The organism is Pseudorhodoplanes sp., assembly GCF_035565795.1.
GTDB lineage: Bacteria > Pseudomonadota > Alphaproteobacteria > Rhizobiales > Xanthobacteraceae > Pseudorhodoplanes.
This window is the reverse complement of record NZ_DATMRV010000039.1, coordinates 165,404-191,841: the sequence shown is the minus strand read 5'-3', so window position 1 is coordinate 191,841 and position 26,438 is coordinate 165,404. Positions and strand designations below refer to the sequence as shown.

General features: G+C 64.9%; 24 protein-coding genes. 12 read left to right on the top strand and 12 right to left on the bottom strand.

Annotation, left to right across the window (positions count from 1 at the left end; translation table 11 throughout):
• Positions 1–46 precede the first annotated feature (46 nt).
• Positions 47–1,111 (top strand): tRNA dihydrouridine(20/20a) synthase DusA, encoded by a 1,065-nt coding sequence (gene dusA, locus VNZ93_RS04485; protein WP_325700620.1) that lies wholly within the window; start codon positions 47–49, stop codon positions 1,109–1,111.
• A gap of 24 nt (positions 1,112–1,135) precedes the next feature.
• Positions 1,136–1,963 (top strand): sulfite exporter TauE/SafE family protein, encoded by an 828-nt coding sequence (locus tag VNZ93_RS04480; RefSeq protein ID WP_325700617.1) that lies wholly within the window; start codon positions 1,136–1,138, stop codon positions 1,961–1,963.
• Positions 1,964–2,112: 149 nt separating this feature from the next.
• On the opposite strand, the gene VNZ93_RS04475 is transcribed toward VNZ93_RS04480, so the two are convergent.
• From VNZ93_RS04475 to VNZ93_RS04465, 3 genes are all read right to left on the bottom strand, one after another.
• Positions 2,113–2,826: a retropepsin-like aspartic protease family protein gene (locus VNZ93_RS04475; protein WP_325700615.1), complete on the bottom strand. Its 714-nt coding sequence runs from the start codon at positions 2,824–2,826 to the stop codon at positions 2,113–2,115.
• Between the two features lie 13 nt (positions 2,827–2,839).
• The gene (locus VNZ93_RS04470) at positions 2,840–3,043 is read right to left on the bottom strand and encodes a DUF1289 domain-containing protein (RefSeq protein ID WP_325700613.1); all 204 of its coding nucleotides are present in this window, start codon (positions 3,041–3,043) and stop codon (positions 2,840–2,842) included.
• A gap of 96 nt (positions 3,044–3,139) precedes the next feature.
• Positions 3,140–4,717 carry a HAMP domain-containing sensor histidine kinase gene (locus VNZ93_RS04465; RefSeq protein WP_325700611.1) on the bottom strand — a complete coding sequence of 526 codons (1,578 nt, stop codon included), beginning with the start codon at positions 4,715–4,717 and terminating at the stop codon, positions 3,140–3,142.
• Positions 4,718–4,847: 130 nt separating this feature from the next.
• Here VNZ93_RS04465 and VNZ93_RS04460 point away from each other — a divergent pair, with 130 nt between their 5' ends.
• The gene (locus tag VNZ93_RS04460; RefSeq protein WP_325700609.1) at positions 4,848–5,459 is read left to right on the top strand and encodes a glutathione S-transferase; all 612 of its coding nucleotides are present in this window, start codon (positions 4,848–4,850) and stop codon (positions 5,457–5,459) included.
• Between the two features lie 63 nt (positions 5,460–5,522).
• Here VNZ93_RS04460 and VNZ93_RS04455 read toward each other — a convergent pair whose 3' ends face one another.
• Positions 5,523–6,434, bottom strand: a complete 912-nt coding sequence (locus VNZ93_RS04455) for an NAD(P)-dependent oxidoreductase (RefSeq protein WP_325700606.1) — start codon at positions 6,432–6,434, stop codon at positions 5,523–5,525.
• A 127-nt stretch (positions 6,435–6,561) separates the two neighbouring features.
• On the opposite strand from VNZ93_RS04455, the gene VNZ93_RS04450 reads away from it, so the two are divergent.
• Positions 6,562–7,737, top strand: a complete 1,176-nt coding sequence (locus VNZ93_RS04450; RefSeq protein WP_325700604.1) for an Mrp/NBP35 family ATP-binding protein — start codon at positions 6,562–6,564, stop codon at positions 7,735–7,737.
• 183 nt (positions 7,738–7,920) lie between these two features.
• On the opposite strand, the gene VNZ93_RS04445 is transcribed toward VNZ93_RS04450, so the two are convergent.
• Positions 7,921–8,583, bottom strand: coding sequence for a Fe2+-dependent dioxygenase (locus VNZ93_RS04445; protein ID WP_325700601.1), 663 nt, complete (start codon positions 8,581–8,583; stop codon positions 7,921–7,923).
• 269 nt (positions 8,584–8,852) lie between these two features.
• Here VNZ93_RS04445 and VNZ93_RS04440 point away from each other — a divergent pair, with 269 nt between their 5' ends.
• Together VNZ93_RS04440 and VNZ93_RS04435 are read left to right on the top strand one after the other, a co-directional pair.
• On the top strand, positions 8,853–9,731 hold the full coding sequence (locus tag VNZ93_RS04440) for a hypothetical protein (RefSeq protein WP_325700598.1): 879 nt from the start codon (positions 8,853–8,855) through the stop codon (positions 9,729–9,731).
• A 227-nt stretch (positions 9,732–9,958) separates the two neighbouring features.
• Complete coding sequence (locus VNZ93_RS04435; protein WP_325700596.1) at positions 9,959–11,047, top strand: TRAP transporter substrate-binding protein; 1,089 nt, start codon at positions 9,959–9,961, stop codon at positions 11,045–11,047.
• A gap of 190 nt (positions 11,048–11,237) precedes the next feature.
• On the opposite strand, the gene VNZ93_RS04430 is transcribed toward VNZ93_RS04435, so the two are convergent.
• A complete protein-coding gene (locus VNZ93_RS04430; RefSeq protein WP_325700593.1) occupies positions 11,238–12,896 on the bottom strand; it encodes a TRAP transporter large permease subunit in 1,659 nt (552 codons plus the stop codon).
• 21 nt (positions 12,897–12,917) lie between these two features.
• The gene (locus tag VNZ93_RS04425) at positions 12,918–13,499 is read right to left on the bottom strand and encodes a TRAP transporter small permease subunit (protein ID WP_325700659.1); all 582 of its coding nucleotides are present in this window, start codon (positions 13,497–13,499) and stop codon (positions 12,918–12,920) included.
• A 302-nt stretch (positions 13,500–13,801) separates the two neighbouring features.
• Between VNZ93_RS04425 and VNZ93_RS04420 the strand changes: the two genes are divergently transcribed.
• The gene (locus VNZ93_RS04420) at positions 13,802–15,334 is read left to right on the top strand and encodes a methyl-accepting chemotaxis protein (RefSeq protein WP_325700591.1); all 1,533 of its coding nucleotides are present in this window, start codon (positions 13,802–13,804) and stop codon (positions 15,332–15,334) included.
• A 69-nt stretch (positions 15,335–15,403) separates the two neighbouring features.
• Here the strand turns inward: VNZ93_RS04420 and moaA are convergent, their stop codons facing one another.
• From moaA to gph, 3 genes are all read right to left on the bottom strand, one after another.
• Entirely contained in the window at positions 15,404–16,477 is a 1,074-nt protein-coding gene (gene moaA, locus VNZ93_RS04415) for a GTP 3',8-cyclase MoaA (protein ID WP_414709977.1), read from the bottom strand.
• A gap of 156 nt (positions 16,478–16,633) precedes the next feature.
• A complete protein-coding gene (locus VNZ93_RS04410) occupies positions 16,634–17,137 on the bottom strand; it encodes a PEGA domain-containing protein (RefSeq protein ID WP_325700589.1) in 504 nt (167 codons plus the stop codon).
• A gap of 197 nt (positions 17,138–17,334) precedes the next feature.
• A complete protein-coding gene (gene gph, locus VNZ93_RS04405; RefSeq protein ID WP_325700587.1) occupies positions 17,335–18,027 on the bottom strand; it encodes a phosphoglycolate phosphatase in 693 nt (230 codons plus the stop codon).
• A gap of 200 nt (positions 18,028–18,227) precedes the next feature.
• On the opposite strand from gph, the gene rpiA reads away from it, so the two are divergent.
• The 5 genes from rpiA to VNZ93_RS04380 all read left to right on the top strand — a co-directional run bounded on the left by rpiA (position 18,228) and on the right by VNZ93_RS04380 (position 24,224).
• Positions 18,228–18,947: a ribose-5-phosphate isomerase RpiA gene (rpiA, locus tag VNZ93_RS04400; RefSeq protein ID WP_414709976.1), complete on the top strand. Its 720-nt coding sequence runs from the start codon at positions 18,228–18,230 to the stop codon at positions 18,945–18,947.
• Positions 18,948–18,994: 47 nt separating this feature from the next.
• A complete protein-coding gene (locus VNZ93_RS04395; RefSeq protein WP_325700585.1) occupies positions 18,995–19,510 on the top strand; it encodes a DUF2059 domain-containing protein in 516 nt (171 codons plus the stop codon).
• A gap of 40 nt (positions 19,511–19,550) precedes the next feature.
• Positions 19,551–20,933, top strand: coding sequence for a glutathione-disulfide reductase (gene gor / locus VNZ93_RS04390; protein WP_325700583.1), 1,383 nt, complete (start codon positions 19,551–19,553; stop codon positions 20,931–20,933).
• 125 nt (positions 20,934–21,058) lie between these two features.
• Entirely contained in the window at positions 21,059–22,447 is a 1,389-nt protein-coding gene (locus VNZ93_RS04385) for a class II 3-deoxy-7-phosphoheptulonate synthase (protein WP_325700580.1), read from the top strand.
• A gap of 43 nt (positions 22,448–22,490) precedes the next feature.
• Entirely contained in the window at positions 22,491–24,224 is a 1,734-nt protein-coding gene (locus tag VNZ93_RS04380; protein ID WP_325700578.1) for an NAD+ synthase, read from the top strand.
• Between the two features lie 112 nt (positions 24,225–24,336).
• Here the strand turns inward: VNZ93_RS04380 and VNZ93_RS04375 are convergent, their stop codons facing one another.
• Together VNZ93_RS04375 and VNZ93_RS04370 are read right to left on the bottom strand one after the other, a co-directional pair.
• Complete coding sequence (locus VNZ93_RS04375) at positions 24,337–25,392, bottom strand: DUF2865 domain-containing protein (protein ID WP_325700577.1); 1,056 nt, start codon at positions 25,390–25,392, stop codon at positions 24,337–24,339.
• Between the two features lie 82 nt (positions 25,393–25,474).
• Positions 25,475–26,365, bottom strand: coding sequence for a DMT family transporter (locus VNZ93_RS04370; protein WP_325700576.1), 891 nt, complete (start codon positions 26,363–26,365; stop codon positions 25,475–25,477).
• Positions 26,366–26,438: the final 73 nt, after the last annotated feature.

Sequence of the window (26,438 nt, the reverse complement as noted above, 5' to 3'; positions counted from 1 at the left end):
CGGCGCGACGATTGCCGCATCCCGATGTCTGGCCTATATTAGGTAAATGTCTGAAAATAAAAGACAATATAGCCAATGGCGCTTCAGCGTCGCGCCGATGATGGACTGGACGGACCGGCATTGCCGTGTCTTCCATCGTCAGCTCACGCGGCAGGCGCTGCTTTATACCGAGATGCTGACCACCGGCGCGGTGCTGCACGGTGACAGGCAGCGTCTGCTTGGATACGACGCTTCCGAACATCCGGTGGCGCTGCAGCTTGGCGGCAGCGACCCGCAGGCGCTCGCGGAGAGCGCCCGGATCGGCGAGGATTTCGGCTACGACGAGATCAACCTCAATGTCGGTTGCCCGTCGGACCGTGTGCAGGAGGGGCGCTTTGGCGCCTGCCTGATGGCGGAGCCGCAACTCGTCGGCGACTGCGTTGCGGCAATGAAGCAGACGGTGCGCATTCCGGTGACGGTGAAATGCCGGATCGGCATCGACGATCAGGACTCCGAACAATCGCTGGCGGCGCTGGCTGCCGCGGTGCGAGAGGCGGGCAGCGATGCGCTCATCGTGCATGCCCGCAAGGCGTGGCTGAAAGGTCTGTCGCCGCGCGAAAATCGCGACGTGCCGCCGCTCGATTATGATCGCGTCTATCGGCTGAAAGCGGCGATGCCGGAAATGCCGGTGTCCATCAATGGCGGTATTCGCAGCCTCGCCGAGGCGCAGCGGCATCTCGGCCACGTCGATGGAGTCATGATGGGACGCGCGGCCTATCAGGAGCCGTGGCGGTTGCTGGCCGTGGATCCGGACATCTATGGCGTCCCGCCGCCGTTCGCGACGGCGAAAGCCGCGGCGCTGGCGCTGCTGCCTTATATCGAGCACGAACTGAGCCAGGGCACCCGCCTGCATGCGATCACCCGCCATATGCTCGGGCTCTTCCGGTCGGTGCCGGGCGCGCGTGCGTTTCGGCGGCATCTTGCGACGGAGGCGGTGAAGCCCGGCGCGGATGCGCGCGTGCTGCGCGACGCGCTGGATTTCGTTGCCGACGATCCGGCGCATCACGGTTCGCTGCATGGCAGTCCTGCGCTGGACAGCCCGGCCGATTTGGCGCAAACCGCCGCGGCTTAGAGTCCCCTCCTGCGGAGTGCCCCGGTGCTGGGCGTCCCTGTTTCAGAACTGGCCTGGCTGGCCGCGATGATCATCGTCGGCGGCATGGTGACGGGCGTCCTTGCCGGCCTGTTCGGCATTGGCGGCGGCGGCATCATCGTGCCGGTGCTGTACGAAGTGTTCCGGGTTCTGGCTGTTCCGGAAGACGTGCGCATGCAGCTCTGTATCGGAACGTCGCTTGCGATCATCGTCCCCACCGCCATTCGCTCCTATCGCGCCCATTCTGCACATGGCGCCGCGTTGTCGACGGTGGTGCGCCAGTGGATGCTGCCGTCGATCGTCGGCGTCGGTGTCGGCGCCTTGACCGCCGCCCTGGCGCCGGCGTCGGTGTTCAAGCTGGCTTTCGTGGTCATCGCCACGTTCGTCGCGGTGAAAGTCTTTGTCGGTCACGACAAATGGCGCCTGGGCAAAACGCTGCCCGGCCGCCTTGCGATGTCTGCCTACGGTTTTGTGGTTGGCTTGTGTTCGTCGCTGATGGGCGTCAGCGGCGGTTCTGTTTCCAATATGGTGCTGTCCCTCTACGGGGTGCCGATCCACAATGCGGTGGCGACCTCCGCCGGCGCCGGCGTGCCGATCACCATTGCCGGTGCGCTCGGTTACATGCTGGCCGGCTGGCCCTATCAGTCACAGATGCCACCGCTGTCGATCGGTTTCGTGTCGATCATCGGTATCGCGCTGATGGCGCCGGTATCCAGTTTCATGGCCGGCTATGGCGTGCGGCTGGCGCACCGCTTGCCGCGGCGCAAGCTGGAGATTGCCTTCGGCGTCTTCCTGCTGCTGGTTGCCGCGCGCTTCCTCGTCAGTCTGTTTTGATTCCGCTTCGGCACAGCGCAGTGGTTTGATCGCGGCCCGAAGCGTTTTCGAGCGCAACGGACATTGGTTCGCGCGAAGCAAACGCGCCGGATCAAGAACCCCAGATCAAGAACCGGAGCCCTTCAGCGCCGCAATGAAACGGAAAGACGCTAGGAGCCTGCGCGCGCCGCGCGCAGCATCAGCTTGGTGCCGCGAACTTCCCAGCTTTCCAGCCGGTTGAGGAAGCTCATGCCGAGCAGGCTGGTTTTGAGCTGTCCCGGCTGGGCGATCAGCGCCGGCACCGCACGCTCGGTGATGCCGCCGATCGATATCCGGTCGAGAGTTACCGGCGCGGCCTGCGTATGGCCGTTCGCCGTGTCGACACGCACCGAATAGGAGAGGAATCCGGTCGGCAGTCCGGCGGCGTGGGCAGCTTCCGCGGTCAGCACCACCCGGCTTGCCCCCGTATCGAGGATCATCGACACCCGCGTGTCGTTGATATGCGCATTGATGGTGAATTCGCCGCCATGCGGGCGGACGATTTCAACCAGATCGCCATGCGTTGCGGCGCGGCCCGGCATCAGTTCGGCCAGGACGCGGTCCGCGACGTCGCGCAGCTCGAACCGGTAGGTGTAGCCGACGCCAAGCAGCGCGGCGAGCAGCATCCAGAACAGCAGTGCCTCAGCGGCTTTCCAGAGACGTCCGCGAAACATCAGCAGCGCAATCGCGCCGAAGATAATGGCCCAGATGATCTTGCGGCCGAGGATCAGCATGTCCTGGGTGTCGAGAAAGCTGCCGATCTGGTCCGGATCGAATGGCGTGATGATCACCGCCAGCGCCGCGGCACAGGCGATCAGGATCACGAGAGCGAATGGGCGGTTCACGGCGCGCGGTCCGTCAACGCGCCGCCCGCGCGCGGCGGGTGCGGGTCGGCAGCTCGGACATGATCCGCGCCCGTTCGCCGGCGGACATTGCGCGCCACCGGGCGATCTCGTCGATCCGGCGGTTGCAGCCGAGGCATAATCCGGTGCCGGCGTCCATGACGCAGACCTTGACGCATGGGCTTTCGATCATCGCGCTATCGGTGGTGGTGGCGGCCATGGCGGCACAGGCAACAGAAGGCAAAAAGACTCGCAGCGGCAAGATACGCACCGCGCGTTGCAAAGCAATTGCAGGGGACGGCGTTAAAATCCAGCCTCAAAGGTCGAGTCTGAACAAAAGACCTTTGCGAGGGGGGCGTGTCTCGGCGGCGCCCGGCGTTTCCGGGGCGATCGACGGCGCTTCGTCCGCGAGCGGGGCCATCGCGGTGACCACCCGTTCCGGCGGGAAGGTGACGATAACCTCGGTGCCGATGCGCAGCTTGGATTTCAGCGAGAAGGTGCCGCCGTGCAGATCGACCAGACTTTTGGCGATCGGCAGACCGAGACCGGCGCCCTGTTCGGCCGATTTGATGGAATTCGAGCCCTGGCCGAACGACGCCAGCACCACCGGAATCTCCTCTTCGGGAATGCCGGGGCCGGTGTCGGTGCAGCTCAGATATTGTCCGCCGGAGGCCGTCCAGCCGGCCTTGAGCCAGATCTCGCCGCCTTGCGGGGTGAACTTGATCGCGTTCGACAGGAGGTTGAGGCAGATCTGGCGCACCGCGCGTTCGTCTGCCCACAGGCGGGGCAGATCGGGCTCGAAGGCTTCATGAATGGTGATGTCGCGGTTGCTGGCGCGCAGCTTCAGCAGATGGTGGCAATCCTCTACCACCATGGTCAGCGAGATCGACTCTTCGTTCAACTCGTAACGGCCGGCCTCGATGCGCGAAAGATCGAGGATCTCGTTGATGAGGCCGAGAAGATGCACGCCGGAATTGTGAATGTCGGCGGAGTATTCCTTGTAGACCGGAACCGAGTGCTCGCCGAAGATTTCGCCCTTCATGACCTCCGAGAAGCCGAGGATCGCATTGAGCGGCGTGCGCAATTCGTGGCTCATCTGCGCCAGGAAGCGCGATTTTGAAATGTTCGCGGCTTCCGCGCGCCGGCGCGCTTCGTCGGAGATTGCCTTCGCCTGTTCCAGTTCGCCGATAAGGGCGTCTTTTTCGGCGCGGGCTTCCAGCGTCGACAGCGTGGTCGAGTAAAGGCGATACGACAGCAGCGCGAAATAACCCTGCGCCGCCACCGCCATCGCGGCGAGGATGTAGTCGCGCAGCGTGCCGAGCAGCAGAAAGTTGAGTGCGACTGCGGCCGCGACCGGAAAGGTCGCGGCGTAGACCGCTATCGGCAGGCTGGACGCCAGCATGCTCGCCACGGCAACCACCAGCAGCATCACGAACAGCATGAAGGTGCTGGAGCTTTCGTCGCCGCCGCCGACCGGATGGATGAGGATGAACATCCAGGCGAGGCCGTAGAACAGGTCGAGAATGATGAAACGCAGCCGCCAGGCCCGCATTTCCGCCGGGCCGTTCGCCGCCGCCAGGAATTGACGGCACTTGGTGATCATCACCGCGTGGATCACCAGAACCGACAGGGTCCATATGCTGGCGGTGAGCGCGCCGGCCCACAGGCTCGACAGGAAGCCGATCGTCGAGACCAGCAGCAGGATGATGAGCGAGGCGGAAATTCGGTTCTGCGCATAGAGACGCAGCAACTCGTAGTCGAATGCCGGACGGGTGCCGCTGGTCGACGTCAGGCGATCGCGTGCCTCGCGGACATGTTGCGCCGCAAGCCGGCGGTTCACGCGTGAACTTTCCGGCGGCAGGGCAAGGTCGGGTCTTTCGCTGAGAGTTGTCATTGCCACCGATACGCAGGAAACTGCCGTAAAGTCTCACGAATACGTTAAAGACGGTCTTAAGGAACCCGCGGGCCGTCATGGTTAACGATCCGTTGCGCCGCGGACGGACAACGGGCGGGAGAGAGCGGCGATGAAGCTTTACGACGGAGGCCGCGCGCCGAACCCCCGGCGGGTGCGCATTTTCCTGGCCGAGAAGGGGATCACGGTTCCGCTGGTGCCGGTCGATCTCGGCGGGCTCGAGCACAAGGGCGCGGCCTTCACCGCACTCAACCCGATGCAGCGGCTGCCGGCGCTGGCGCTCGACGACGGTACCGTTTTGACGGAATCGATCGCGATCTGCCGGTATTTCGAGGCGCTTCATCCGCAGCCGCCGCTGTTCGGGCGCGACCCGCAGGATCGTGCGGTCGTCGAGATGTGGGAGCGGCGCGTCGAATTCCACCTGCTGACGCCGGTATCCAACGTGTTCCGGCATTCGCACCCGGCAATGAAGGAGATGGAAGTGCCGCAGGTGCCGGCATTCGGTGAGGCCAGCCGGCCGAAAGCCGTTGCGTTTCTGGAATTTCTCGACGGCGAGCTTTCCCGACGTCCCTATGTCGCCGGCGACCGCTATTCGGTCGCCGACATCACCGCGCTGGTGAGCGTCGATTTCATGAAGCCGGTGAAACTGGCAGTGCCGGACCATCTCGCCCATGTCCGGCGCTGGCATGCCGAGGTCTCGGCGCGCCCGAGCGCCAAAGCATGATTTGAGGCGTGAGCCGGCGCGGTCATGACCGTTGAGTGGGAAGGGTCATGACCGAGGGTCAGGTCAGCGGTTGAGCAGCGCGATCAGGCTCGACGTGTCCCAGCGGTTTCCGCCCATTGCCTGAACCTGCGAGTAGAACTGGTCGACCAGGGCCGCGACGGGCAGGCGGGCGCCGTTGTTGCGCGCCTCCGCGAGGCAGATGCCGAGGTCTTTGCGCATCCAGTCGACGGCGAAGCCGAAAGAAAACTGACCCTCGGTCATGGTCTTGTAGCGGTTCTCCATCTGCCAGGACTGGGCGGCGCCCTTGGAGATGGTGGCGACCAGCTTCTCGATATCGAGGCCGGCCTTCATGGCGAAATGCAGCCCCTCGGACAGGCCCTGGACCAGCCCGGCGATGCAGATCTGGTTGACCATCTTGGCAAGCTGGCCGGCGCCGGCCTCGCCCATCAGGTTGCAGGCGCGCGCATAGGCCGCAATCACCGGTTCGGCGCGGCCGAAGACCGCCGCATCGCCGCCGCACATCACCGTGAGGACGCCGTTTTCGGCCCCCGCCTGGCCGCCGGAAACCGGCGCGTCGAGGAAATCGAAGCCGCCGGTCTTGGCGGCGGCATACAGCTCGCGCGCGATCTCGGCGGAGGCGGTGGTGTGGTCGACCAGCACCGTGCCCTTCTGCATGCCGTGGAAGGCGCCGTCCGGGCCGAGCATGACCTCGCGCAGGTTATTGTCGTTGCCGACGCAGGCCATGACGAAATCCTGACCCCGGGCGGCTTCCTGCGGGGTTCTGGCGCTGCTGCCCCCGTATTGCTTGACCCACTGGTCGGCCTTGGCGGCGGTGCGGTTATAGACGGTGACCTCGTGGCCGCCCTTGGTCTTCAGATGCCCGGCCATCGGGTAGCCCATTACTCCGAGGCCCAGAAACGCCACCTTCGCCATTGTCGCCCTCCCTGTGTCCTTGCGTATCCTCGCTGCTGCCATAGGTCATTGCTGGCGCAGGCTCGTCAACTGCCGGTTCGACCGACGGCGCATTGACCGCAGGGGCCGCGCCCCTATGGTGAGGGAGACGATTTCAAACGTTTGCTGCGCCGATCGGGGTCCGTTCGCCATGTCAGTCACCAAGGAACAGGTTCTTGAAGCTCTAGCGAAGGTGCCGTCGCCGGACGGCACGCCGCTGCCGCAGGCCGGCGTGCTTTCGCAGATCATCGCCAAGGATGGAAAAGTGTTCTTTTCCATCGGCGTCGAGGCCGCCGCCGTGAAGGCGTGGGAGCCGGTGCGCAAACAGGCCGAGGATGCGGTAAAGGCGCTGCCCGGGGTTGAGTCGGCGCTGATCGCGTTGACGGCGGAGCGGGCCGCGGGAGCCGCGGCGTCGTCAGCCGTGCCCCAGGGAGGCACCCAAAGCGGCACTCCAGGCGGGCATCGGCACGGAGCAGGACACGGCGGGCCAGCCCGTTCCAGCGGGCAGGGCAGCAACCAGCCCGGCGTTCCGGGAGTCGATGCAATCATTGCCGTTGCCTCGGGCAAGGGCGGGGTCGGCAAATCGACGACCGCGGTCAATCTGGCGCTCGGCCTGCGCGATCTCGGCCTGCGGGTCGGGGTGCTCGACGCCGACATCTACGGCCCGTCGATGCCGAAGCTGCTGGCGATCCACGGCAAGCCTGAAACCATCGGCGGCAAGCGGCTGAAGCCGATGGAAGGCTACGGCCTCAAGGTGATGTCGATCGGCTTCCTCGTCGAAGAGGAAACACCGATGATCTGGCGCGGCCCGATGGTGATGTCGGCGCTCACGCAGATGCTGCGCGAGGTCGAATGGGGCTCGCTCGACGTCATCATCGTCGACATGCCGCCCGGCACCGGCGACGCGCAGCTCACCATGGCGCAGCAGGTGCCTTTGCGCGGCGCGGTGATCGTCTCGACGCCACAGGACCTCGCCCTCATCGATGCGCGGCGCGGTGTCGCCATGTTCAAGCGCGTCAACGTGCCGATCCTCGGCATCGTCGAGAATATGAGCCACTTCGTCTGTCCGAGTTGCGGCACCCGCTCCGATATCTTCGGACATGGCGGCGCGCATGCGGAGGCGCAGCGGCTCGGCGTGCCGTTCCTCGGCGAAGTGCCGTTGCATATCGATATTCGCGAGAAATCGGACGCCGGCCTGCCGGTGGTGGCGACCGACCCGGACGGCCCGCATGCGAAGATCTATCGCGAGATCGCGACGCGCCTGCGCGACCAGTTGCGCGGCGGCAGCGCGGCACGCGCCGCGCCGAAGATCGTCATCGAGGCCTAAAAGCAATTCCAGGAAAAAGTGCGCGGCGGTTTTCCGTCCGGAATTGCGTCGGGGACAAAAGCAATTCCAGGAAAAGTGCGCGGCGGTTTTCCGTCCAGGATTGCGTGACTTCATCGAAGCGATCGTTTCGCCATATCCGTGAAACGCCGGGACGCGTGCGACGCGTCCCGCTGTGCTTGTCAGTCAGTCTTCCGCCCACATGCGCAGCAGGTTGGACAGCGATTTCGACAGCAGGTCGAAGTCGGCGCTCTTGCCGTCTCGCGCGAACAGCCGCCGCCGCGCCGTATCGAGATCGAACAGCAATTCGCGCTGCGCCGCATCGCGTATGAAACTGCGCGCCCATCCGGCACAGACGATGCGCGTGCCGCGCGTCACCGGATTGACGCGATGCAGGGTGGTCGCCGGATAGGCGATCATCGTGCCGGCCGGCAGTTTGTAGCTGTCCTCGCCGTCGTGATCTTCGATCACCAGTTCGCCGCCGCCGTAGCTTTTCGGTTCGCAGAGAAACAGCGTGAAGGCGACGTCGGTGCGCAGGCCGCGCATCAGCGCATCGTCGATATGCGTGCCATATTCCATGCCGGGCGCGGTCTTCGAGAACAACAGCGGCGTGAAGGCTTTCGGCCGTGCCGCCATTGTAAAAACGTCGTTGGCGCGCAGCCGGCTTTCGATCAGCTCCCGCACCGTGTCGAGCGAGTGGTCGCGCACCGCGGCCTGCCGGTTGTGCTTCACCAGCCTGGCGGCAAAGCCGGCCGTCTCGCGTCCGTCGACGAAGCGGGCTTTCGCGAGTGCCGAGCGCACGGTTCTGACTTCGTCGGCGCTCAGGACGTTTCCGATCACGAGCCGCATCTCAGGCTCCGCAAGTCACGGGCTGCACAAGTCACGGACTGTATCAGTGTCATTCTCATGATCATTCTATGACACTGCGCGTGCAAACTTGCCAGCCGGCCGGTTGCAGGACGTGCTGATTGGAACGCCTCAAAACTCGACTGCGGATGCGCCATTGAAAATGCGACGTGTCCGGAGGCGGCTTGTAAGCGATATGGTCGTGCGCGACATGTTTGTAACTGGACGCGATGCACGAAGGTTGTATTGTCCGGCGATCGACGAGGTGGACGATGAAGAAGAAAACCAAAATCTGGCTCGGTGTTGGCGCTTTCGCGATGGTGAGCAGCGGCGTTGCGGCAGGTGCGCAGTCTTCGCAGACCGCTGCGTCCGAGCCTTCGCTCGATCCGGTCAATATCAAGGCGCTCGCGGTCACGACGCAGCCGGCCGGCCATATTGTCCTCGCGCAAGGCAAGGGTGCCGGCGGCGAGGGAAGCGAAGGCGGTGAGGGTGGCGAAGGGCAGATCGACCCTGCTGCCGTCGATGCCGATCCGGTCGATTACGGTATCGCCCTGCAGGTGATCGCCGCGCACTACCATGCCGGCCTGCTCGCTTATGAGAACAACGAGCAGGATGCCGGCGCGCAGATGTTCGCGCATGGGCTCAGCGAGGTTTATGTCGAGCTCGAGGACATTCTGAAGAAGCGGGGCGTCGTGGGGCTCGGCGACAAGCTCAATGCGGCAGTCGACGATGCGGCCGACAAGAAGCCGGTCGATGTCGTGCGTCGTCGGGTGACGGATGTTCTCGATGCCCTGACCGGCGCCGAGGCACACGCGCCGAAAGACGACAAGCCGGCGATGGCGGTGAAGACCGAAGTGATGGCCGAAATGCTGGAGCGGGCCGCCGCGCAATATCACGTCAGCGCCAACAGCACGGATTTCGAGTCCTATCTCGACGGCCTCGGTTTTACCCTCGCGGCGCAGGCACAGGCGAAAACCGCGTTGCCATGGCTTGAGCAGCAGGCGCCGAAAAAGGCGGCCGCCATCCGCAAGGCGCTCGATCTGGCGACGCAGGCCTATCCGGGGATCAAGCGCCCGGCGGCCAAGATCGACGCCGGCCGGTTTCTGGCGGCGGCATCGGAAGCCCGTCTGGCTGTCGCGCGGATCCCCTGACGATGTCGCAGCGCAGCGAAGCTGCGCGGCCCGTTTAGGACTTTCTATCGAGCGCCCATCCGCCAGTCTTGTCTTGCTGGACTGCGGGCATTGGTTGTATGCAAAATGTTCGGATGTGCGTGCGGGGCTTCCTTCCGTGCACGGCATGCTTGCATGAGTTCGGCCCGGCCGTGTCCTCTTTGTCCGGGTAACTGAATGTGTTCGACAAAAATCATCGGAGCTGGAGAATGAAACGTCGGCAGTTTCTGGGCGCGGCAGGAGCCGGTCTCGCGGCGGCAACGATTGCAAAGCCGGCCATCGCCCAATCGAATCCCGAGGTGAAGTGGCGGCTCACGTCGAGCTTTCCCAAATCGCTCGATACGCTGTTTGGCGCGGCGGAGGTTTTCGCCAAATCGGTCGCCGAAGCGAGCGACAACAAATTCCAGATTCAGGTCTTTGCGGCCGGCGAGATCGTCCCCGGCCTGCAGGCTGCCGACGCGGTGTCGAACGGCACCGTCCAGATGTGCCACACGGCCTCCTACTACTATGTCGGCAAGGACCCGACCTTCGGGTTGTTCACGGCGCAGCCGTTCGGCCTCAATACCCGTATGCAGAGTGCATGGATGCTGCATGGCGGAGCGCTCGACCTCGCCAACGACTTCTACAAGAAGTTCAATTTCATGGCGCTGCTGGCGGGCAACACCTGCTGCCAGATGGGCGGCTGGTTCCGGAAGGAGATCAAGGACGTTGCCGACCTCAACGGCCTGAAGTTCCGCATCGCCGGTTTTGCCGGGCAGATTTTCAGCAAGCTCGGCACCGTGCCGCAGCAGCTCGCCGGCGGCGACATCTATCCGGCGCTGGAGAAAGGCACGATCGATGCGGCCGAGTGGGTCGGCCCCTATGACGACGAGAAGCTCGGCTTCCAGAAGGTGGCGAAGTACTATTACTATCCGGGTTGGTGGGAAGGCGGCGCGATGCTGCACAACTTCATCAATCTCAACGAGTGGAACAAGCTGCCGAAGAACTATCAGGCGATGGTCAAGGCCGGCTCGGAAGCGGCGCACAACTGGATGGTAGCGAAATACGATTCCGCCAATCCGGGGGCGATCAAGCGGCTTGTCGGTGCCGGGGCGCAACTGCGGCCGTTCCCGCAATCGGTGATGGAAGCCTGCTACAAGGCAACGACCGACACCTATAACGAGGTGTCGGCCAAGAACGCGGACTTCAAGAAAGTCTATGACAGCATGGTCGCGTTCCGGAACGACGAATATCTCTGGTGGCAGGTCGCCGAGCTCGGCTTCGACAGCTTCATGGTGCGCATGCGCTCGCGCGGCTGAGCGTCTGCATCGCGGTTCGACGCGTCATCGGGCCCTCCGCCGGTTTCGGCGGGGGGCTTTTTCATTGTGCATTGTACCGGTGCATTGTGCCGGTGCTGTGGCCCGGCGCCGGTGGCCCGGCGCGCTTCCATCGAATTGTGCGAGTCTGGACGGTACGAGTCGGGATGGTGCGAGTCTGGATGGTACGGGTCTAGAATTTCGGCGGCTGGTCGAGATTGAGCGGCGGCATCTCGATCTGCGGGACTTCGATCTTCACCTTTCCGGGGTCGATGACCACCGTGTCGCCCTTGTAGTGCATGACCATCGCCGGGAACAGGATCACCAGCAGGATCATGATGATCTGGATGCCGACGAACGGCACCGCGCCCCAGTAAATCTGCCCGGTGGTGACGGGCGCGATCCTCTTGCCGCTGACCCGGTCGATATAGGCTTCGCGCGGCGCCACCGAGCGCAAATAGAAAAGGGCGAAGCCGAACGGCGGATGCATGAACGATGTCTGCATGTTGACGCCGAGAATGACGCCGAACCAGATCAGGTCGATGCCGAGCCGGTCGGCCGCGGGGCCGAGCAGCGGCACGATGATGAAAGCGAGCTCGAAGAAATCGAGGAAGAAGGCGAGGACGAAGACCAGCGCGTTGACGAACAGCAGGAAGCCGACCTGTCCTCCCGGCAGCGAGACCAGCAGTTCCTCGACCCAGACATGGCCGTCGACGCCGTAGAAGGTGAGGGAGAACACCCGCGCGCCGATCAGGATGAACATCACGAAGGCGGACAACTTGGCGGTGGCGCGAACCGCCTGCCGCAGGAGATCGATGGTGAGCCGGCGCTTCAGGAAGCCGAGGACCAGCGCGCCGACGGCGCCCATCGCGCCCCCTTCCGTCGGGGTGGCGACGCCGATGAAGATCGTTCCCAGAACGAGGAAGATCAGCAGTAGCGGCGGCACCATGACGAAGGTGATCTCCTGCGCGATCCGCGACAGGAAGCGGAACTTGAACGCCGCGTCGCTGACGCGGTTGATCAGCGCCACCACCAGCGCAAAGCTGATGGAGACGAACATCGTCAGCACGACGAAATCGACGCCGCTCGTATTCGAACGCAGCATCACGAAATAGCCGAACAGGCCGCTGATCACCGCAAGCACGATGACCGAGGTCAGGCCGCGGCTGCCATTGTCCTCGCGAAAGCCCACGGCCTCGGGCGGCAGGCCGGGCGTTGCCTTCGGAAAGATGGTCGAGACGATGAAGATGTAGAGGATGTAGAGGCCGGCAAGCACCAGGCCCGGGATGAAGGCGCCCTCATACATGTCGCCGACGGAACGGCCGAGCTGGTCGGCCATCACGATCAGCACCAGCGAGGGCGGGATGATCTGCGCCAGCGTGCCGGAAGCGGCGATGACGCCGGTGGCGACGCGGCGGTCATAGCCGTAACGCAGCATGATCGGCAGGGAGATCAGCCCCATCGAGATGACCGATGCGGCAACGACGCCGGTCGTGGCGGCAAGCAGCGCGCCGACGAAGACCACGGCATAGGCGAGGCCGCCGCGGACCGTTCCGAAGAGCTGCCCGACGGTGTCGAGCAGATCTTCCGCCATGCCCGATCGTTCGAGAATAAGCCCCATGAACGTGAAGAACGGTATGGCGAGCAACGTATCGTTGTTCATCACGCCATAGACGCGTTCCGGCAGCGCCTGCAGGAAGTCCGGATGGAACTGCCCCAGCTCGATGCCGATCAGGCCGAAGATCAATCCGACGGCGCCGAGGGAAAACGCCACCGGATATCCCAGCAGCAGGAACGCCACCAGCGCCGCGAACATGATGGGCGCCATATTGTGGATCAGGAAGGCGGTCATGAGCGATCGGTGCCTGTTGGATCAACGTTTTTCGATGGCATCGACGAGATGCTCGACTTCGGCTTCCAGCGCGCTCACCTTGGCGGCATGCGGGTCGTCGATCAGGCCTCGCATGATGGCGATACGCTTGATGATTTCGGAGATCGCCTGAAGGAACAGGATGGCGAAGCCGATCATGATCAGCGATTTCGCCGGCCATTGCGGCAGCCCGCCGGCATTCATCGACTGCTCGTTGATCTCGTATGACTTCTCAAAAAACGGGACGCCGGTGACGATCATCACCACGGTCAGCGGCAGCAGGAACAAGGCGTGGCCGACGAGGTCGATGGTGTTGCGCAGCCAAGTCGGCATCAGATTGTTGATGATGTCGACGCGGATATGCTCGTTATCGAGGAGTGTCCACGGCGCGCACAGCAGGAAGACGACGCTGTACAGCACCCATTGCAGTTCGAGCCAGGAATTCGAGGACGTGTCGAAGATCTTGCGGACGGTGGCGTTGGTCGCCGACACCAGGACGGCGATCAGGATCAGCCACGACAGATATTGTCCGACGGCACGGTTGAAGGCGTCAATGACGCGCGTCAAGGGCAGGAGCGATCTGATCAGCGAGTTGAAACTGCGCACGTAACTCCCCAACGCTGCCGATTTGGCCGGCCGCATCGCCCCCGCGCCGTGAGCATCGATCTGCCCCGCGCCTCGGAGATTAGCCAGATGCCCCCGGCCACCGTCAATCGGAAGTTAAGCTGATAGTGTTGCTGATGCCATTGCCGGCGCATTTTTGGCCCTCAAGCCGGCCTGGCCTCCCCAACCCGTTGTTAACCGGCTGCGTGTAGGAACAATCTCCGAAGGCAGCTTCCGGGCAGGCGCTGCCATTTCCATGCACGCCCGCGCGGGGGACGGCCGCGATGCAGCATCTGACGATTTCGGAACGGTTCGTCGCCGCCGCGTCGGCGCCGGCGCTGGCGTTTTTGCTGTGGCACGGGCTGTCGGCAGTCGTCGCAACGCAGTTTGTCCCATCCTCCGGCGCCTTTCTGGCCGCGTCTGCAGCTCTCGGTATCGTTCTGGCGGCTGCGGCTGGCTGGGTGGTCTGGCGGCTGGCGCGGCAGCTTTCATCGACGCTGGACGGCGCGGCGGACACCCTGGAATCGCTGATCTATGCCCAGTTGCCGACGCGTGCGGCCGCGCCGGCGGGGCGCGACCAGGCGGCCCAGATCGCGGCCACGGTCGAGCGGCTGGCCGATGCGATCCGCGAGCGCGAACGGCGCGACCTCGTGCATCGCGATCTCGAACGCAGCCTGCAGACCTCGCGGCGCCTCAACCTGTCGAGCCTCGCCGATGAGGTGCAGAGCGTCACCGGTTATGGCGTGCAGCCGATCATCGAGGGCGTGGCGGCGCTGCGCCGGCGGGCCGGCGACATCCAGACCATGCTCGACAGTGCGCATGCGATCTTCGCGGACGCAGCGCAGACGGCGGAAACGGCGCGCGTCACGCACGGCACCATCGACCAGTTCTCCAGCGAAATGACCGCCGCCATTACCGAGATTGCCGCGCAGTTGCGTTTCGGCACGGAAATGGGAGACGCGGCCGTGTCGCGCGCCAACGCCTCGCGCGGCGCGATCAATGCTTTGGCGCGTGCCGCCGAGGACATCGGCGCCATCGTCGGCGTCATCCAGACGATTGCCGAGCAGACCAATCTGCTGGCGCTCAATGCCACGATCGAGGCGGCGCGGGCCGGGGATGCCGGCCGCGGCTTCAGCGTCGTCGCCGCCGAGGTCAAGTCGCTGGCCATGCAGACCGGCCGCTCCACCGAGCAGATCGCCGCCAAGGTTGCGGAAATCCAGTCGACAACGCGACAGGTGGTGTCGTCGCTTGGCGGCATCGCCGAATCGATCGAGCAGTTGTCCGGCATTACCGGCTCGATTTCCGCCGCCGTCGACGAGCAGCGCGCGACGACCGAGAGTTTCTGGGACAGCGCCAAGCAGATGACCGCGGTCTCCTCGGAGATCTCCACGCGTATCGCCGACGTTTCCCACGCTTTGACCGCTTCGGCCGAGGGCATTCGCGAGGTCGCGGCGACAGCCGAGGCGATCCAGGACGTCTCGGACACGCTGGGGACGTCCATCCCCGAGATGGTCCACCGCGCGGTGAAGGCCGATCTGCGCGAACACCCCCGCTACAATGTGGATCTGTCGGCGACGATCAGTTGCGGCGACCGCACTGTCGCGGTGCGCGTTTTCGATGTGAGCGAGGGCGGGGTGCGGATCGAACGGCTGGAAGGCATACAGATCGGCGACCGGGTGACGGTAGTCTTCGACGGCATGCGCGCCATCGAGGGGCATATCGTGCGCGAAGCCTCGGGACACGAGTTCGGTATCAGCTTCTCGCCGGCGACGCTGCGCCTGGAGGAACTGCGCGACCTGGTGACGCTGGCGGCCTGATCACGCCTATTCCGTCGTTGCGGCATGATCGGACGATGGCGAGCCGGAGGTAGTCTCCGTCAGAACCTGTCAGCCGCCGGTAACGCTCATATGTCGTCCCAGCGCCGGCCGCTTGTGCCGCCGGTCGATGACGAAATCGTGCCCTTTCGGCTTGTGCCGGATGGCTTCGTCGATCGCGGCATAGAGCGGGTCGTTGGTTTCCGATGCCCGCAGCGGCGCGCGCAGGTCGGCCGCATCCTCCTGACCGAGACACATATACAGCGTACCGGTGCAGGTGAGGCGGACGCGGTTGCAGGATTCGCAGAAATTATGTGTGAGCGGGGTGATCAGGCCGAGCCGCCCGCCGGTTTCCTTCACGCGCACGAAGCGCGCCGGCCCGCCGGTCCGGTAGTCGATATCTTCGAGCGTGAAGCGTTCGGAGAGCCGCGTGCGCACCATCGACAGTGGCAGATACTGGTCGATGCGACGCTCCTCGCCGATATCGCCGAGCGGCATCACCTCGATGAGCGTGAGATCCATGCCACGGCCATGCGCCCAGGAGAGCAGGGAAGGGATCTCGTCGTCGTTGACGCCTTTCAGCGCAACGGCGTTGATCTTCACCTGCAGGCCGGCCGCCTGCGCGGCATCGATGCCTTCAAGCACCTTGTGGAGATCGCCCCAGCGGGTGATTGCGCGGAATTTGTCGGCATCGAGCGTGTCGAGCGAAACGTTGATGCGCCGGACGCCGAGGTCCTTCAGCTCGGCCGCATATTTCGGCAATTGCGTGCCGTTGGTGGTCAGCGTCAGTTCATCGAGCGCACCGCTTTGCAGATGGCGCGACAGCGACCGGAACAGGGTCATCACACCGCGGCGGACCAGCGGCTCGCCGCCGGTCATCCGCAATTTGCGCACACCCTTGGCGACGAAGGCGCTGCACAGGCGATCCAGCTCTTCCAGCGTCAGCAGGTCGGCCTTCGGCAGGAACGTCATGTTCTCCGCCATGCAGTAGACGCAGCGCAGGTCGCAGCGATCCGTCACCGAGACGCGCAGATAGGTGATGGCCCGCGCGAAGGGATCGATCAGCGGACGCGGACGCTCACCGGCACGATCGATGTCGGTGGTCGGACGGTCGATCTTCAAATCCATCACGTCGGTTGCATTCATCGCACATCCTGCGGGCACGACAGGCCAGCTTGTAGCCATACTAATGTAGGCAGCCCGGCCAGCGAACGCGAGCACGGCAGTGTCATACAAAAGGCGGAATGCAAAAAGGCCGCACCATCGGGTGCGGCCTGCTGCGGGTCATACGGCAATGCGTGCTTATTGCTGCGATGCAGCGGGGGGCGGCGCCGACGGCCACGGCGACGAAGCCGCTGGTGCGGGCGCCGGGGCAGCGGGGGCCGGTGCCGCGGCCTGCGGCGTGGCAGCCGGCGCGGCGGCGCGCGGCTTCGGAGCCGGTTTCTTCGGTGCGGCGCGGCGGCGCTTGGCCGTCGGCTGCGGCGGTGCGGCTTCCAGCTCGACGGTCGCCGGATTGGGGCGCAGCGTCGGCGGGCCGTTGCCGGTAATCACCTGCAGGTTCTCGGTGGCGGTCTGGTAGCCTTCGAGGGTGAATGTTGCGGTCTGTCCCTCGGTCGTCTGCAGGGCAAGCGAGCAGGGGGTCTTGCAGGTCTGGTCGCCGACCTTCACCTCCGCGCCCGGCGGCTCGGATTCAAAGCGCACCGCATCCGTTACCGGTGCCGGCTTGAAGAAGTCGAAGTCTGAATTCGAAGACGAGCATGCCGCAAGCAGGAGGCTGCCGCCGATAATCGCGATCACTCGATACATGATGAATCCCGTCCATCAGGTGGATAGTCACCTGCCCGCATCAACCATACGGACGGCCACAGATCGGTGCAACCTTGGCAGCCCCGTTAACCTTACCGCGGTAGCGATGAACCATGTCATTCCCGGGGCAGGCCATATTTCACCCCGGGGCTTCCCGGGAAAGCCCTACCGTTTCCCGGGCAGTGCGTTTGGCTCGTTCAGCCGGATGCGGCCGTCTCGTCGCGCCGCAGCATGGCGTGTGCCGCGGCGGCCAATTCGGCGAAGCTGCTGATGGTATGATCGGCCCCGAGCTGCGCGGGTGGAACATCGCTATAGCCGAAGTCGACCGCGATCACCGGAATCCTGGCCGCGCGGGCGGTGCGGATATCCGTCGTTGTGTCGCCCACCATGACGGCAGCGGCCCGGTCGGCGCCGGCGGCCGAGATGGTGCGGAGCAGCGGCGTCGGATCCGGCTTGGGGACACCGAACGTGTCCTGGCCGCAGATCACCGGGAAGCGTCCGTCGATGCCCAGCGCGCCGAGCAGCCGGCGCGCCAGCCCCTCGAGCTTGTTGGTGCAGATGGCAAAGCGCCAGCCGCGGCTTTCCAGATGATCCATGGCCTCGATCGCGCCCGGAAAGGGGCGGGACTGCTCGGCGATGTGGTCGCTGTAATGTGCGATGAAAGCCTGAAACAGGCGTTCGAGGTTCGTCTCGTCGCAAACCCGCTGATGGGCGGCAAAGGCGCGCTGGATCATCACGCGGGCGCCGGCGCCGACGAGGCGGCGCGCGGCATCCAGCGTGACGGGTGGTATCCCTTCCGGCGCGAGCACGGTATTCAGCGTGCCGATCAGGTCCGGGGCGGTATCGACGAGTGTGCCGTCGAGGTCGAAGACGACGAGTGGCGCGTGCATGGTGCTGGTTCGCTAGCCCTGGCAGGCGCAATATGCAAGCCCGGCATGCAAGCCCGGCGCGCGGGCGGCGCCTCGCGCCATCTTGTGCGGTAAATGCTTGCGGCGATGCCTGCGGGATATCGGCCAAAACCGGCTATCCTCGCGCTGCAAACAACGGTAGATAGCCCGTTCACCGCCCCCGATCACCGCCGGATGCTGCGATGTCCGCCGAAAACGCGCCCCTGACCGTCGATGCCCAGAAACGCGCCGCGGCGGCGCGTGCGCTGGAATTCGTGCGCTCCGGCATGCGGCTCGGGCTCGGTACCGGTTCGACGGCCCGGCCTTTCGTTGAAATGGTTGGCGAGAAAGTGCGCGCCGGAATGCAGATCGTTGCGGTGCCGACGTCGGAAGCGACGCGTGCGCTGGCTGCGGAGGTCGGCATCCCGCTGACCACGCTCGACGAGACGCCCGAACTCGATTTGACCGTCGACGGCGCCGACGAGATCGACCCGGCGCTGACGCTGATCAAGGGCGGCGGCGGCGCGCTGCTGCGCGAGAAGATCGTCGCCAGCGCCTCGCACCGGATGATCGTCATCGCCGACGAGTCGAAATGGGTGTCGGTCCTCGGCCGGTTTCCGCTGCCGATCGAGGTCAATGCCTTCGGCCTGGCCGCGACCCGTCGCGCGGTCGAGCGCGCCATCGCCGACGCCGGCCTGCACGGGAGCCTGTCGCTGCGGTCCGGCAAGGACGGCCATGCTTTCGTCACGGATGGCGGCCACCTGATCCTCGATGCGGCGCTCGGCCGGATCGCCGATCCGCAGGCTCTGGCGGACCGGCTGGTAACCGTGCCGGGGGTCGTCGAGCACGGCCTGTTCGTGGGGATCGCGCAGACGGCGATCCTTGCCGGGCCTGCCGGCGTACGCATTGTCGAGCGGCCCTGATCCCTGATCGGTGTGCTGAAGTTTACATCAACGAGGAGCGTTGGAAGATGAACGTCGATCGAATGGTTGCGGGGCTGGCGCGGGGCATGATGGTTGCGGTTGCGCTGACGATGTTGTCCGTGCCCGCCTCGGCGCAACAGCAGCCGTCGGCGGCGGCGATGGCGAGCGCGCGCGAGATCGTCGAGGTGAAGGGGGCGATGAACCTGTTCAACCCGGTGGTTGCCGGCGTGGTCGAGAAGATCAAGCTGACGTTCCTGCAGTCCAATCCCAATCTTCAGAAGGATCTCGACAGCGTCGCCCATGCGCTGCGCGCCGAATATGCGCCCCGCGCCGTCGAAATCCGCGACCAGCTCGCGCGCCTTTACGCGCAGCACTTCAACGAGCAGGAGCTCAAGGACATCCTGACCTTCTACAAGTCGCCGCTCGGCAAGAAGATGAACGAGGAAGAACCGAAGCTCGTCGACCAGAGCATGGTCTTCGTCGAGGGCTGGGCGGAAAAGCTTTCCGAGGAAGTGCTCGGCAAGTTCCGCGCCGAGATGAAGAAGAAGGGGCACGACCTCTAAACCGCACCAACGGGGTCGCAACGCAGGCTGGCGCATCGCGATGGCAGAACAGGACGTCGATCTTTTCGTGATCGGAGCGGGCTCTGGCGGCGTGCGCGCGGCGCGTGTCGCCTCGAGCCATGGCGCGCGGGTGATGATCGCGGAGGAATACCGCGTCGGCGGCACCTGCGTGATCCGCGGCTGCGTGCCGAAGAAGCTCCTGGTCTATGCGTCGCGCTTCCGCGAGGAGTTCGAGGACGCCGCCGGCTACGGCTGGAGCATCGGCACGCCGGCGTTTGACTGGCCGACGCTGATCGCCAACAAGGATCGGGAAATCGCGCGGCTCGAAGCGGCGTATACGACGACGCTGGAGCGCTACAAGGTCGCGCTGGTGAAAAGCCGCGCGGTCCTCGACGGCCCGGGTGCCGTGCGGCTCGCCGACGGCACGCGCATCCGCGCGAAGACGATCCTGATCGCCACCGGCGGCTGGCCTTATCACGGCGACGACATTCCCGGCATCGAGCATGTCATCTCGTCGAACGAGGCCTTCCATCTCGACGTGCTGCCGAAGCGGATCGTGATCCAGGGCGGCGGTTATATCGCGGTGGAGTTTGCCGGCATTTTCGCCGGCCTCGGCAGCGAGGTGACGCTGGTCTATCGTGGCGAGAACATCCTGCGCGGTTTCGACGACGACGTGCGCGAGCATCTGCGCAACGAGATGGAGAAACGCGGCATCAGGATCATCTGCGGCCACACGGTCGCTGCCGTGGACCGCTCGGGCGATGAACTCGTCGTGCGGCTGTCCGACGGCACGCGCGTCCCGGTCGACAAGGTGATGTTCGCGACCGGCCGGCGACCGCACGTCGACGGGCTTGGCCTGGAGACGGCCGGCGTCAAACTCGCTCCCAACGGCGGCATTGCCGTCGATGCCGGTTCGCAGACTTCGGTGCCCGGCATCTATGCGGTCGGCGACGTCACCAACCGCATCAATCTGACGCCGGTCGCCATCCGCGAGGGCCACGCCTTCGCCGACACGGTGTTCGGCAACAAGCCGGTGACGGTCGATCACAGCAATGTGCCGACCGCGGTTTTCTCCGAGCCCGAGGTCGGCGTTATCGGCCTGACCGAGGCGGAAGCGGTGAAGGCCCTGCGGGTGGTCGATATCTACAAGACCAGCTTCCGGCCGATGAAGGCGACGCTTGCCGGCCGCGACACGCGCTCGTTCTTCAAGCTGGTGGTCGACGGCGAGACCGACCGGGTGGTCGGTTGCCACATCGTCGGGCCGGATGCCGGGGAACTGATCCAGGTGGTCGGCATTGCGGTAAAGATGCAGGCCACTAAGGCGGAGTTCGACGCCGTCATGGCCGTACACCCGACGGCGGCCGAGGAACTGGTGACGATGCGCGAAAAAGCCATGAGTTACGGCCGGGAGGCCGCCGAATAGGCCGGAAAGCCTCCCTGCCGCGCCTGGGCGGGCAACTTGGACGGGCAAATTGTCTCGATCTTTCAATATGCTGGCATCGCCTTGCGGCGGCGTGTATAAGGCCGCCACTTTCAGGAGCAGGTGTGATGGCGGAGCGTTGGACCCCCGATAGCTGGCGGAACAAGCCGATTGTCCAGGTGCCGGATTATCCGGATGCGGGAGCGTTGGCCGATGTGGAAAAGCAGCTTGCAAGCTTTCCGCCGCTGGTTTTTGCAGGTGAGGCGCGCAGCCTGAAAAAAGCGCTGGCGCGGGTCGCCTCTGGCGACGCGTTCCTGCTTCAGGGCGGCGATTGCGCCGAGAGCTTCGCCGAGCACGGCGCCAACAATATCCGCGACTTCTTCCGCATGTTCCTGCAGATGGCGGTGGTGCTTACCTATGCGGCGTCCTCGCCGGTGGTGAAGGTCGGGCGCATCGCCGGCCAGTTCGCCAAGCCGCGCTCCTCGCCGATGGAAAAGCGCGACGGCGTGGAATTGCCGAGCTATCGCGGCGACATCATCAACGATATCGCGTTCACTCCGGACGCGCGCATTCCGAATCCGCACCGCCAGTTGCAGGCCTACCGGCAGTCGGCGGCGACGCTCAATCTGCTGCGCGCATTCGCGAGCGGCGGCTATGCCAATCTCGGCAGCGTGCGCGAGTGGATGCTGGGCTTCATCAAGGACAGCCCGCAGTCGCGGCGCTATGTCGAACTGACCGACCGGATTTCGGAGGCGCTCGCCTTCATGCAGGCGTGCGGTCTTGATCTCGAGCGCCATCCGGAACTCAAGACGACGGACTTCTACACCAGCCACGAGGCACTGCTGCTCGGCTTCGAGCAGGCAATGACGCGCATCGATTCGACGTCGGGCGACTGGTACGACACCTCCGGTCACATGCTGTGGATCGGCGACCGCACGCGCCAGCTCGATCACGCGCATGTCGAGTTCTGCCGCGGCATCAAGAATCCGCTCGGTCTCAAATGCGGACCTTCGTCGAAGCCGGACGATCTCATCAGGCTGATCGACATCCTCAATCCGGAGAACGAGCCCGGCCGGCTGACGCTGATCGCCCGGTTCGGCGCCGACAAGGTCGGGGAACATCTGCCGGCGCTGGTGCGCGCGGTGCAGCGGGAAGGGCGCAGCGTGATCTGGTCCTGCGATCCGATGCACGGCAACACCATCACTTCGGCAAGCGGATACAAGACGCGGCCTTTCGATCTGATCCTGAAAGAGGTGAAGAACTTCTTCGCCGTCCATGCCGCGGAAGGAACCTATGCCGGCGGCGTCCATCTGGAGATGACCGGACAGAACGTCACCGAATGCACCGGCGGTGCGCGTGCCATCAGCGATGCCGATCTCAACGACCGCTATCATACGGTCTGCGATCCGCGTCTGAACGCCGAGCAGGCGATCGACATGGCGTTTCTGATCGCCGAGTGCATCAAGACGCAGCGCAACCGGCTGGCGCGGCCGTTGCCGGCTGTCTCGGCATTCTGACGGCGGATTGCGGGCGGATGTCGCGAGGCTTAAAAACCGAGCCATGAACACCCGCCCTGCCGACCGGCTGACGATCGCGATCGCGCAGCTTAATCCGACCGTCGGCGACATTGCCGGCAATGCGGAAAAGGTCCGCGCCGCACGTGCGCAGGCCGGCGACGCCGACCTGCTGGTTTTTCCGGAGCTCTTCATCTCCGGCTATCCGCCGGAAGACCTGGTGCTCAAACCGGCCTTTCAGGCCGCCTGCCGCGCGGCGGTGGAAGCACTGGCGCGCGAAACGACGAGCGGCCCGGCGCTTCTCGTCGGCATGCCATGGCGGGAGAACGGCAAGCTCTACAATGCGGTGGCGCTGCTCGATGGCGGCAGGATCGCGGCGCTGCGCTTCAAGGTCGACCTGCCGAATTACGGCGTGTTCGACGAAAAGCGCATCTTCGTGTCGGGGCCGCTGCCGGGGCCGGTGAGCTTTCGTGGCGTGCGCCTCGGCGTGCCGATCTGCGAGGATATCTGGGGACCCGATCCGGTCGAATGCATCGCCGAAACGGGCGGCGAAATCCTGCTCGTCGCCAACGGTTCTCCCTATCGGCGCGGTGTCTCCGACGAGCGCCTCAACGTCGTGGTCTCGCGGGTTGTCGAATCCGGCTTGCCGCTGCTTTATGTCAATCAGGTGGGCGGCCAGGACGAACTGGTGTTCGAGGGTCGCTCGTTCGTGCTCAATGCTGACAAGTCGTTCGCCGTGCAGTTGCCGGCATTCCGCGAATGCGTCGTCGCGACGCATTGGACGCGCGGACGGGATGGCTGGCGTTGCGACGGACAGCCGCTCGCGGCGGTGGAAGAGGGCGAGCGCGTCGACTACGCCGCCTGCGTGCTCGGCCTGCGCGACTACGTCAACAAGAACGGTTTCGAGGGCGTCGTGCTCGGCCTGTCGGGCGGCATCGATTCCGCGCTGTGCGCCGCGATCGCCGTCGATGCGCTGGGCAGCGACCGCGTCCGCTGCGTGATGCTGCCGTACAAATATACGGCACAGGAATCGCTGACCGACGCCGCCGCCTGCGCCAAAGCGCTCGGGGTGCAGTACGAGGTCCTGCCGATCGCCGATGCGGTGAAAGGTCTGGAAGCAGCGCTGGCGCCGATGCTCGCCGGGACCGGTCGCGACGTCACCGAGGAGAATCTGCAGTCGCGCGCGCGCGGCACGATGCTGATGGCGATCTCCAACAAATACGGCCTGATGGTCGTGACGACCGGCAACAAGTCTGAGATGTCGGTCGGCTACGCCACGCTCTATGGCGACATGAACGGCGGATTCAATCCGATCAAGGATCTCTACAAAACCGAGGTGTTCAGGCTGTCGCGTCTGCGCAATGCGTGGAAGCCCGAGGGCGCGCTCGGCCCCGACGGCGAAGTGATTCCGTCGCAGATCATCACCCGCGCGCCGAGCGCGGAATTGCGGGAAGACCAGAAAGACGAGGATTCGCTGCCGCCCTATGACATCCTCGATCCGATCCTGCGGCGTCTGGTGGAGGGGGAGGAGCCCGTCACCTCGATCGTCGCGGCGGGCTATGACCGCGACACGGTGATGCGCGTCGACAGACTGCTGAATATCGCCGAGTACAAGCGCCGGCAGGCAGCGCCGGGCGTCAAGGTGACGCTGAAGAATTTCGGCCGCGACCGCCGCTACCCGATCACCAACCGGTTCCGCGATCCGGGCACGCCGCTGCCGCAGGCGGACGAGAGTCTGATGGCCGCGCCGCCGATGGCCTCGAGCGCCGCCGACTTCTGATCGCTAGAGCATTTTTGCTTTTGATGGAATCAAAAGCAAAGCTCTGGGCTGTTGTTTTGACGCGTTTTCTTCAAGCGAACCGGTATCCACTTCGCTCGAAAACGCAGCCGGTTCACTGCACCGGCAGGAATTGCGGCCCGACGGTGCGGATCGTGCGTTTGGGCGCTGTCGATCCGCGCAGTCCGTCGTCGGCCGCGTTCGCCGGCGACGAGGCGGCGGCCTTTGCCGAAGGCGGAACTGCCGGATCCTTGATCGGACGGCCTTTGGCGTCGCGCGGCAACGACATCTGGCGGGCGCGATCCTGCGTCACCACGCTATCGCCGCGATCGAATTCGGTGGCGCCGCTCTCTTTCATCGCATCGGCCCAGCTTTGCCCGGGCTGCCGGCAACTGCAGGCCGCGTCGTATTGCTGACGATAGCGGAATGCGGTCGGCAGGCTGGAATAGTTCTGGCCGCCAAGCGAGACCGCCTGCGCGATCTCTTCGCCGGGATTGCGATAGGTGTAGAGGGAGACTTGCGCCGCCGGGCAGGTGCGCTGGCAGATGCGCTCGTCCTCCTGAAAGCGGCCGGGATTGGTGGCGAACGAGATCGGATAATAGTAGCCGTCGCAGGTGCGCACGCAGACGGTGCGATAGGTGCCGCTGGGCATTCCCGCGCCTTCGTCGGAATAGATGGCTTCGCCGCCGCCGCTGCGCCGGCTCGGGCCGAACAGCGTGTCGAACAGGGTCCGCGGCGCCGCGGCGCTGCGGTATTGCGGTCCGCAATCATTCTCGCCAAGCGCCGTCAGCAAGGCGCGGCGCTGGCCGGCGCGATCGAGATTGCCGCTCATCTGCTGCATCTCGGTGCGCAGACGGGCGATGTTGTTGCGGCTCTGCTCGATCTGCCGGTTCAGCGCATTGCATTGCGGCGATGGTGACTGGAACAGCGAGAAGAAGCCGGAACTGGTGCAGTCGAGCTGCCGCGCCTGGGCATTGAGCCGGTCGTATTCGTATTGTTGCCGATTGAGCGTGTCGTCATAGCGGCGCATCTGTTCGGCGCGCGCCGGGTCCATGCTGCCGCGATCGAGCGAGGCCAGTTGCGCCTCCAGCCGCTGGCAGATTGGGGACTGCGCCGTTGCCGCGACGGTGGAAACGGCAAGGATGAACGCGGCAGCGGACGGTATGCGCAAGGAGGCGGGCCTCGTTTTGGCTGTCAGGGCGGCGGCAATCTAACGATAAACGGCGCGCGGGGCGAGAGGCGGGGCGCCGAATTCAGTGCGGCCGATACGCCTCGGCGCGCAGGTTCCAGAGGATGCCGGAGAGGATGACGCCGGCGCCGACGAATACCCATGCGTCCAGCGCCTCGCCGAAGAAGGCCCAGCCGATCAGCGCGATCAGCGGCACGCGCAGGAAATCCAGCGGAACCACGAGCGTTGCATCGCCGGCGCGGAAGGCGTTGGTCAGACAGTAATGCGACGTCGTGCCGGCAATTCCGAGGGTGAGCGCCGCCAGCACGGCGGACTGGTCCATGCGCATCGGGAAGGTGATGTCGCTGCCGAGGAGGCTGAGCGGCAACTGGATGACGGTCATCCAGAAGATGATGCCGAAGGTCGTTTCCGTCGAGGTGAGCAGCTTCGTCGAGATGAACACGACCGCATAGCCGACCGCCGCCAGAAGGACGAGAAGGGCTGCCGGATGGAAGTCCGAGACGCCGGGCCGCAGGATGATCAGCACTCCGGCAAGCCCCAGCAACACCACGCCGATGCGGCTCCCGGTCAGCTTCTCGTGCAGCAGCCAGACCGCCAGCAGTGCCGTCCATGCCGGCGCGATGAATTCCAGCGCGAAGACGGTGGCGAACGGCAGCAGCGTCAGCGCCAGAGCCCAGCAATATTGCGCCGCGTAGTGGACGGAATTCCGGAAAACCTGCAGGCCGATCCGGTTCGTGCGGATCAGCGGCCGGTAGGCCGGCTTCAGCGCCAGCAGCACCAGCATGATGGCAAGGCCGATGCCGGAGCGGATGCTGAGGATTTCGAAAAGATTGAGCCTTGCTGAGAGCAGGCGGATCGACACCGCCATTCCCGAGAACGACAGCAGCGCGCCGGTCATCCAGAGAACAACGCGAGTGAGGTTGCCGATCTTCACGCTTCGGATTGCCCGCTTCACGAAGAAGAGATCGGCTCTCGAGAGCTTTTCGCTTCCGATGATGTCAGAGGCGAAGTTCTCGTTTCCTGTTCTG

What these genes read in the sequence shown, in the direction of transcription:
- dusA (WP_325700620.1), top strand. Translation starts at nt 47, where the DNA reads ATGTCTGAAAATAAAAGACAATATAGCCAATGGCGCTTCAGCGTCGCG.
- VNZ93_RS04470 (WP_325700613.1), bottom strand. Translation starts at nt 3,043, where the DNA reads ATGGCCGCCACCACCACCGATAGCGCGATGATCGAAAGCCCATGCGTC.
- VNZ93_RS04465 (WP_325700611.1), bottom strand. Translation starts at nt 4,717, where the DNA reads ATGACAACTCTCAGCGAAAGACCCGACCTTGCCCTGCCGCCGGAAAGT.
- VNZ93_RS04460 (WP_325700609.1), top strand. Translation starts at nt 4,848, where the DNA reads ATGAAGCTTTACGACGGAGGCCGCGCGCCGAACCCCCGGCGGGTGCGC.
- VNZ93_RS04455 (WP_325700606.1), bottom strand. Translation starts at nt 6,434, where the DNA reads ATGGCAGCAGCGAGGATACGCAAGGACACAGGGAGGGCGACAATGGCG.
- VNZ93_RS04450 (WP_325700604.1), top strand. Translation starts at nt 6,562, where the DNA reads ATGTCAGTCACCAAGGAACAGGTTCTTGAAGCTCTAGCGAAGGTGCCG.
- VNZ93_RS04445 (WP_325700601.1), bottom strand. Translation starts at nt 8,583, where the DNA reads ATGCGGCTCGTGATCGGAAACGTCCTGAGCGCCGACGAAGTCAGAACC.
- VNZ93_RS04440 (WP_325700598.1), top strand. Translation starts at nt 8,853, where the DNA reads ATGAAGAAGAAAACCAAAATCTGGCTCGGTGTTGGCGCTTTCGCGATG.
- VNZ93_RS04435 (WP_325700596.1), top strand. Translation starts at nt 9,959, where the DNA reads ATGAAACGTCGGCAGTTTCTGGGCGCGGCAGGAGCCGGTCTCGCGGCG.
- VNZ93_RS04430 (WP_325700593.1), bottom strand. Translation starts at nt 12,896, where the DNA reads ATGACCGCCTTCCTGATCCACAATATGGCGCCCATCATGTTCGCGGCG.
- VNZ93_RS04420 (WP_325700591.1), top strand. Translation starts at nt 13,802, where the DNA reads ATGCAGCATCTGACGATTTCGGAACGGTTCGTCGCCGCCGCGTCGGCG.
- moaA (WP_414709977.1), bottom strand. Translation starts at nt 16,477, where the DNA reads ATGAATGCAACCGACGTGATGGATTTGAAGATCGACCGTCCGACCACC.
- VNZ93_RS04410 (WP_325700589.1), bottom strand. Translation starts at nt 17,137, where the DNA reads ATGTATCGAGTGATCGCGATTATCGGCGGCAGCCTCCTGCTTGCGGCA.
- gph (WP_325700587.1), bottom strand. Translation starts at nt 18,027, where the DNA reads ATGCACGCGCCACTCGTCGTCTTCGACCTCGACGGCACACTCGTCGAT.
- rpiA (WP_414709976.1), top strand. Translation starts at nt 18,228, where the DNA reads ATGTCCGCCGAAAACGCGCCCCTGACCGTCGATGCCCAGAAACGCGCC.
- VNZ93_RS04395 (WP_325700585.1), top strand. Translation starts at nt 18,995, where the DNA reads ATGAACGTCGATCGAATGGTTGCGGGGCTGGCGCGGGGCATGATGGTT.
- gor (WP_325700583.1), top strand. Translation starts at nt 19,551, where the DNA reads ATGGCAGAACAGGACGTCGATCTTTTCGTGATCGGAGCGGGCTCTGGC.
- VNZ93_RS04385 (WP_325700580.1), top strand. Translation starts at nt 21,059, where the DNA reads ATGGCGGAGCGTTGGACCCCCGATAGCTGGCGGAACAAGCCGATTGTC.
- VNZ93_RS04380 (WP_325700578.1), top strand. Translation starts at nt 22,491, where the DNA reads ATGAACACCCGCCCTGCCGACCGGCTGACGATCGCGATCGCGCAGCTT.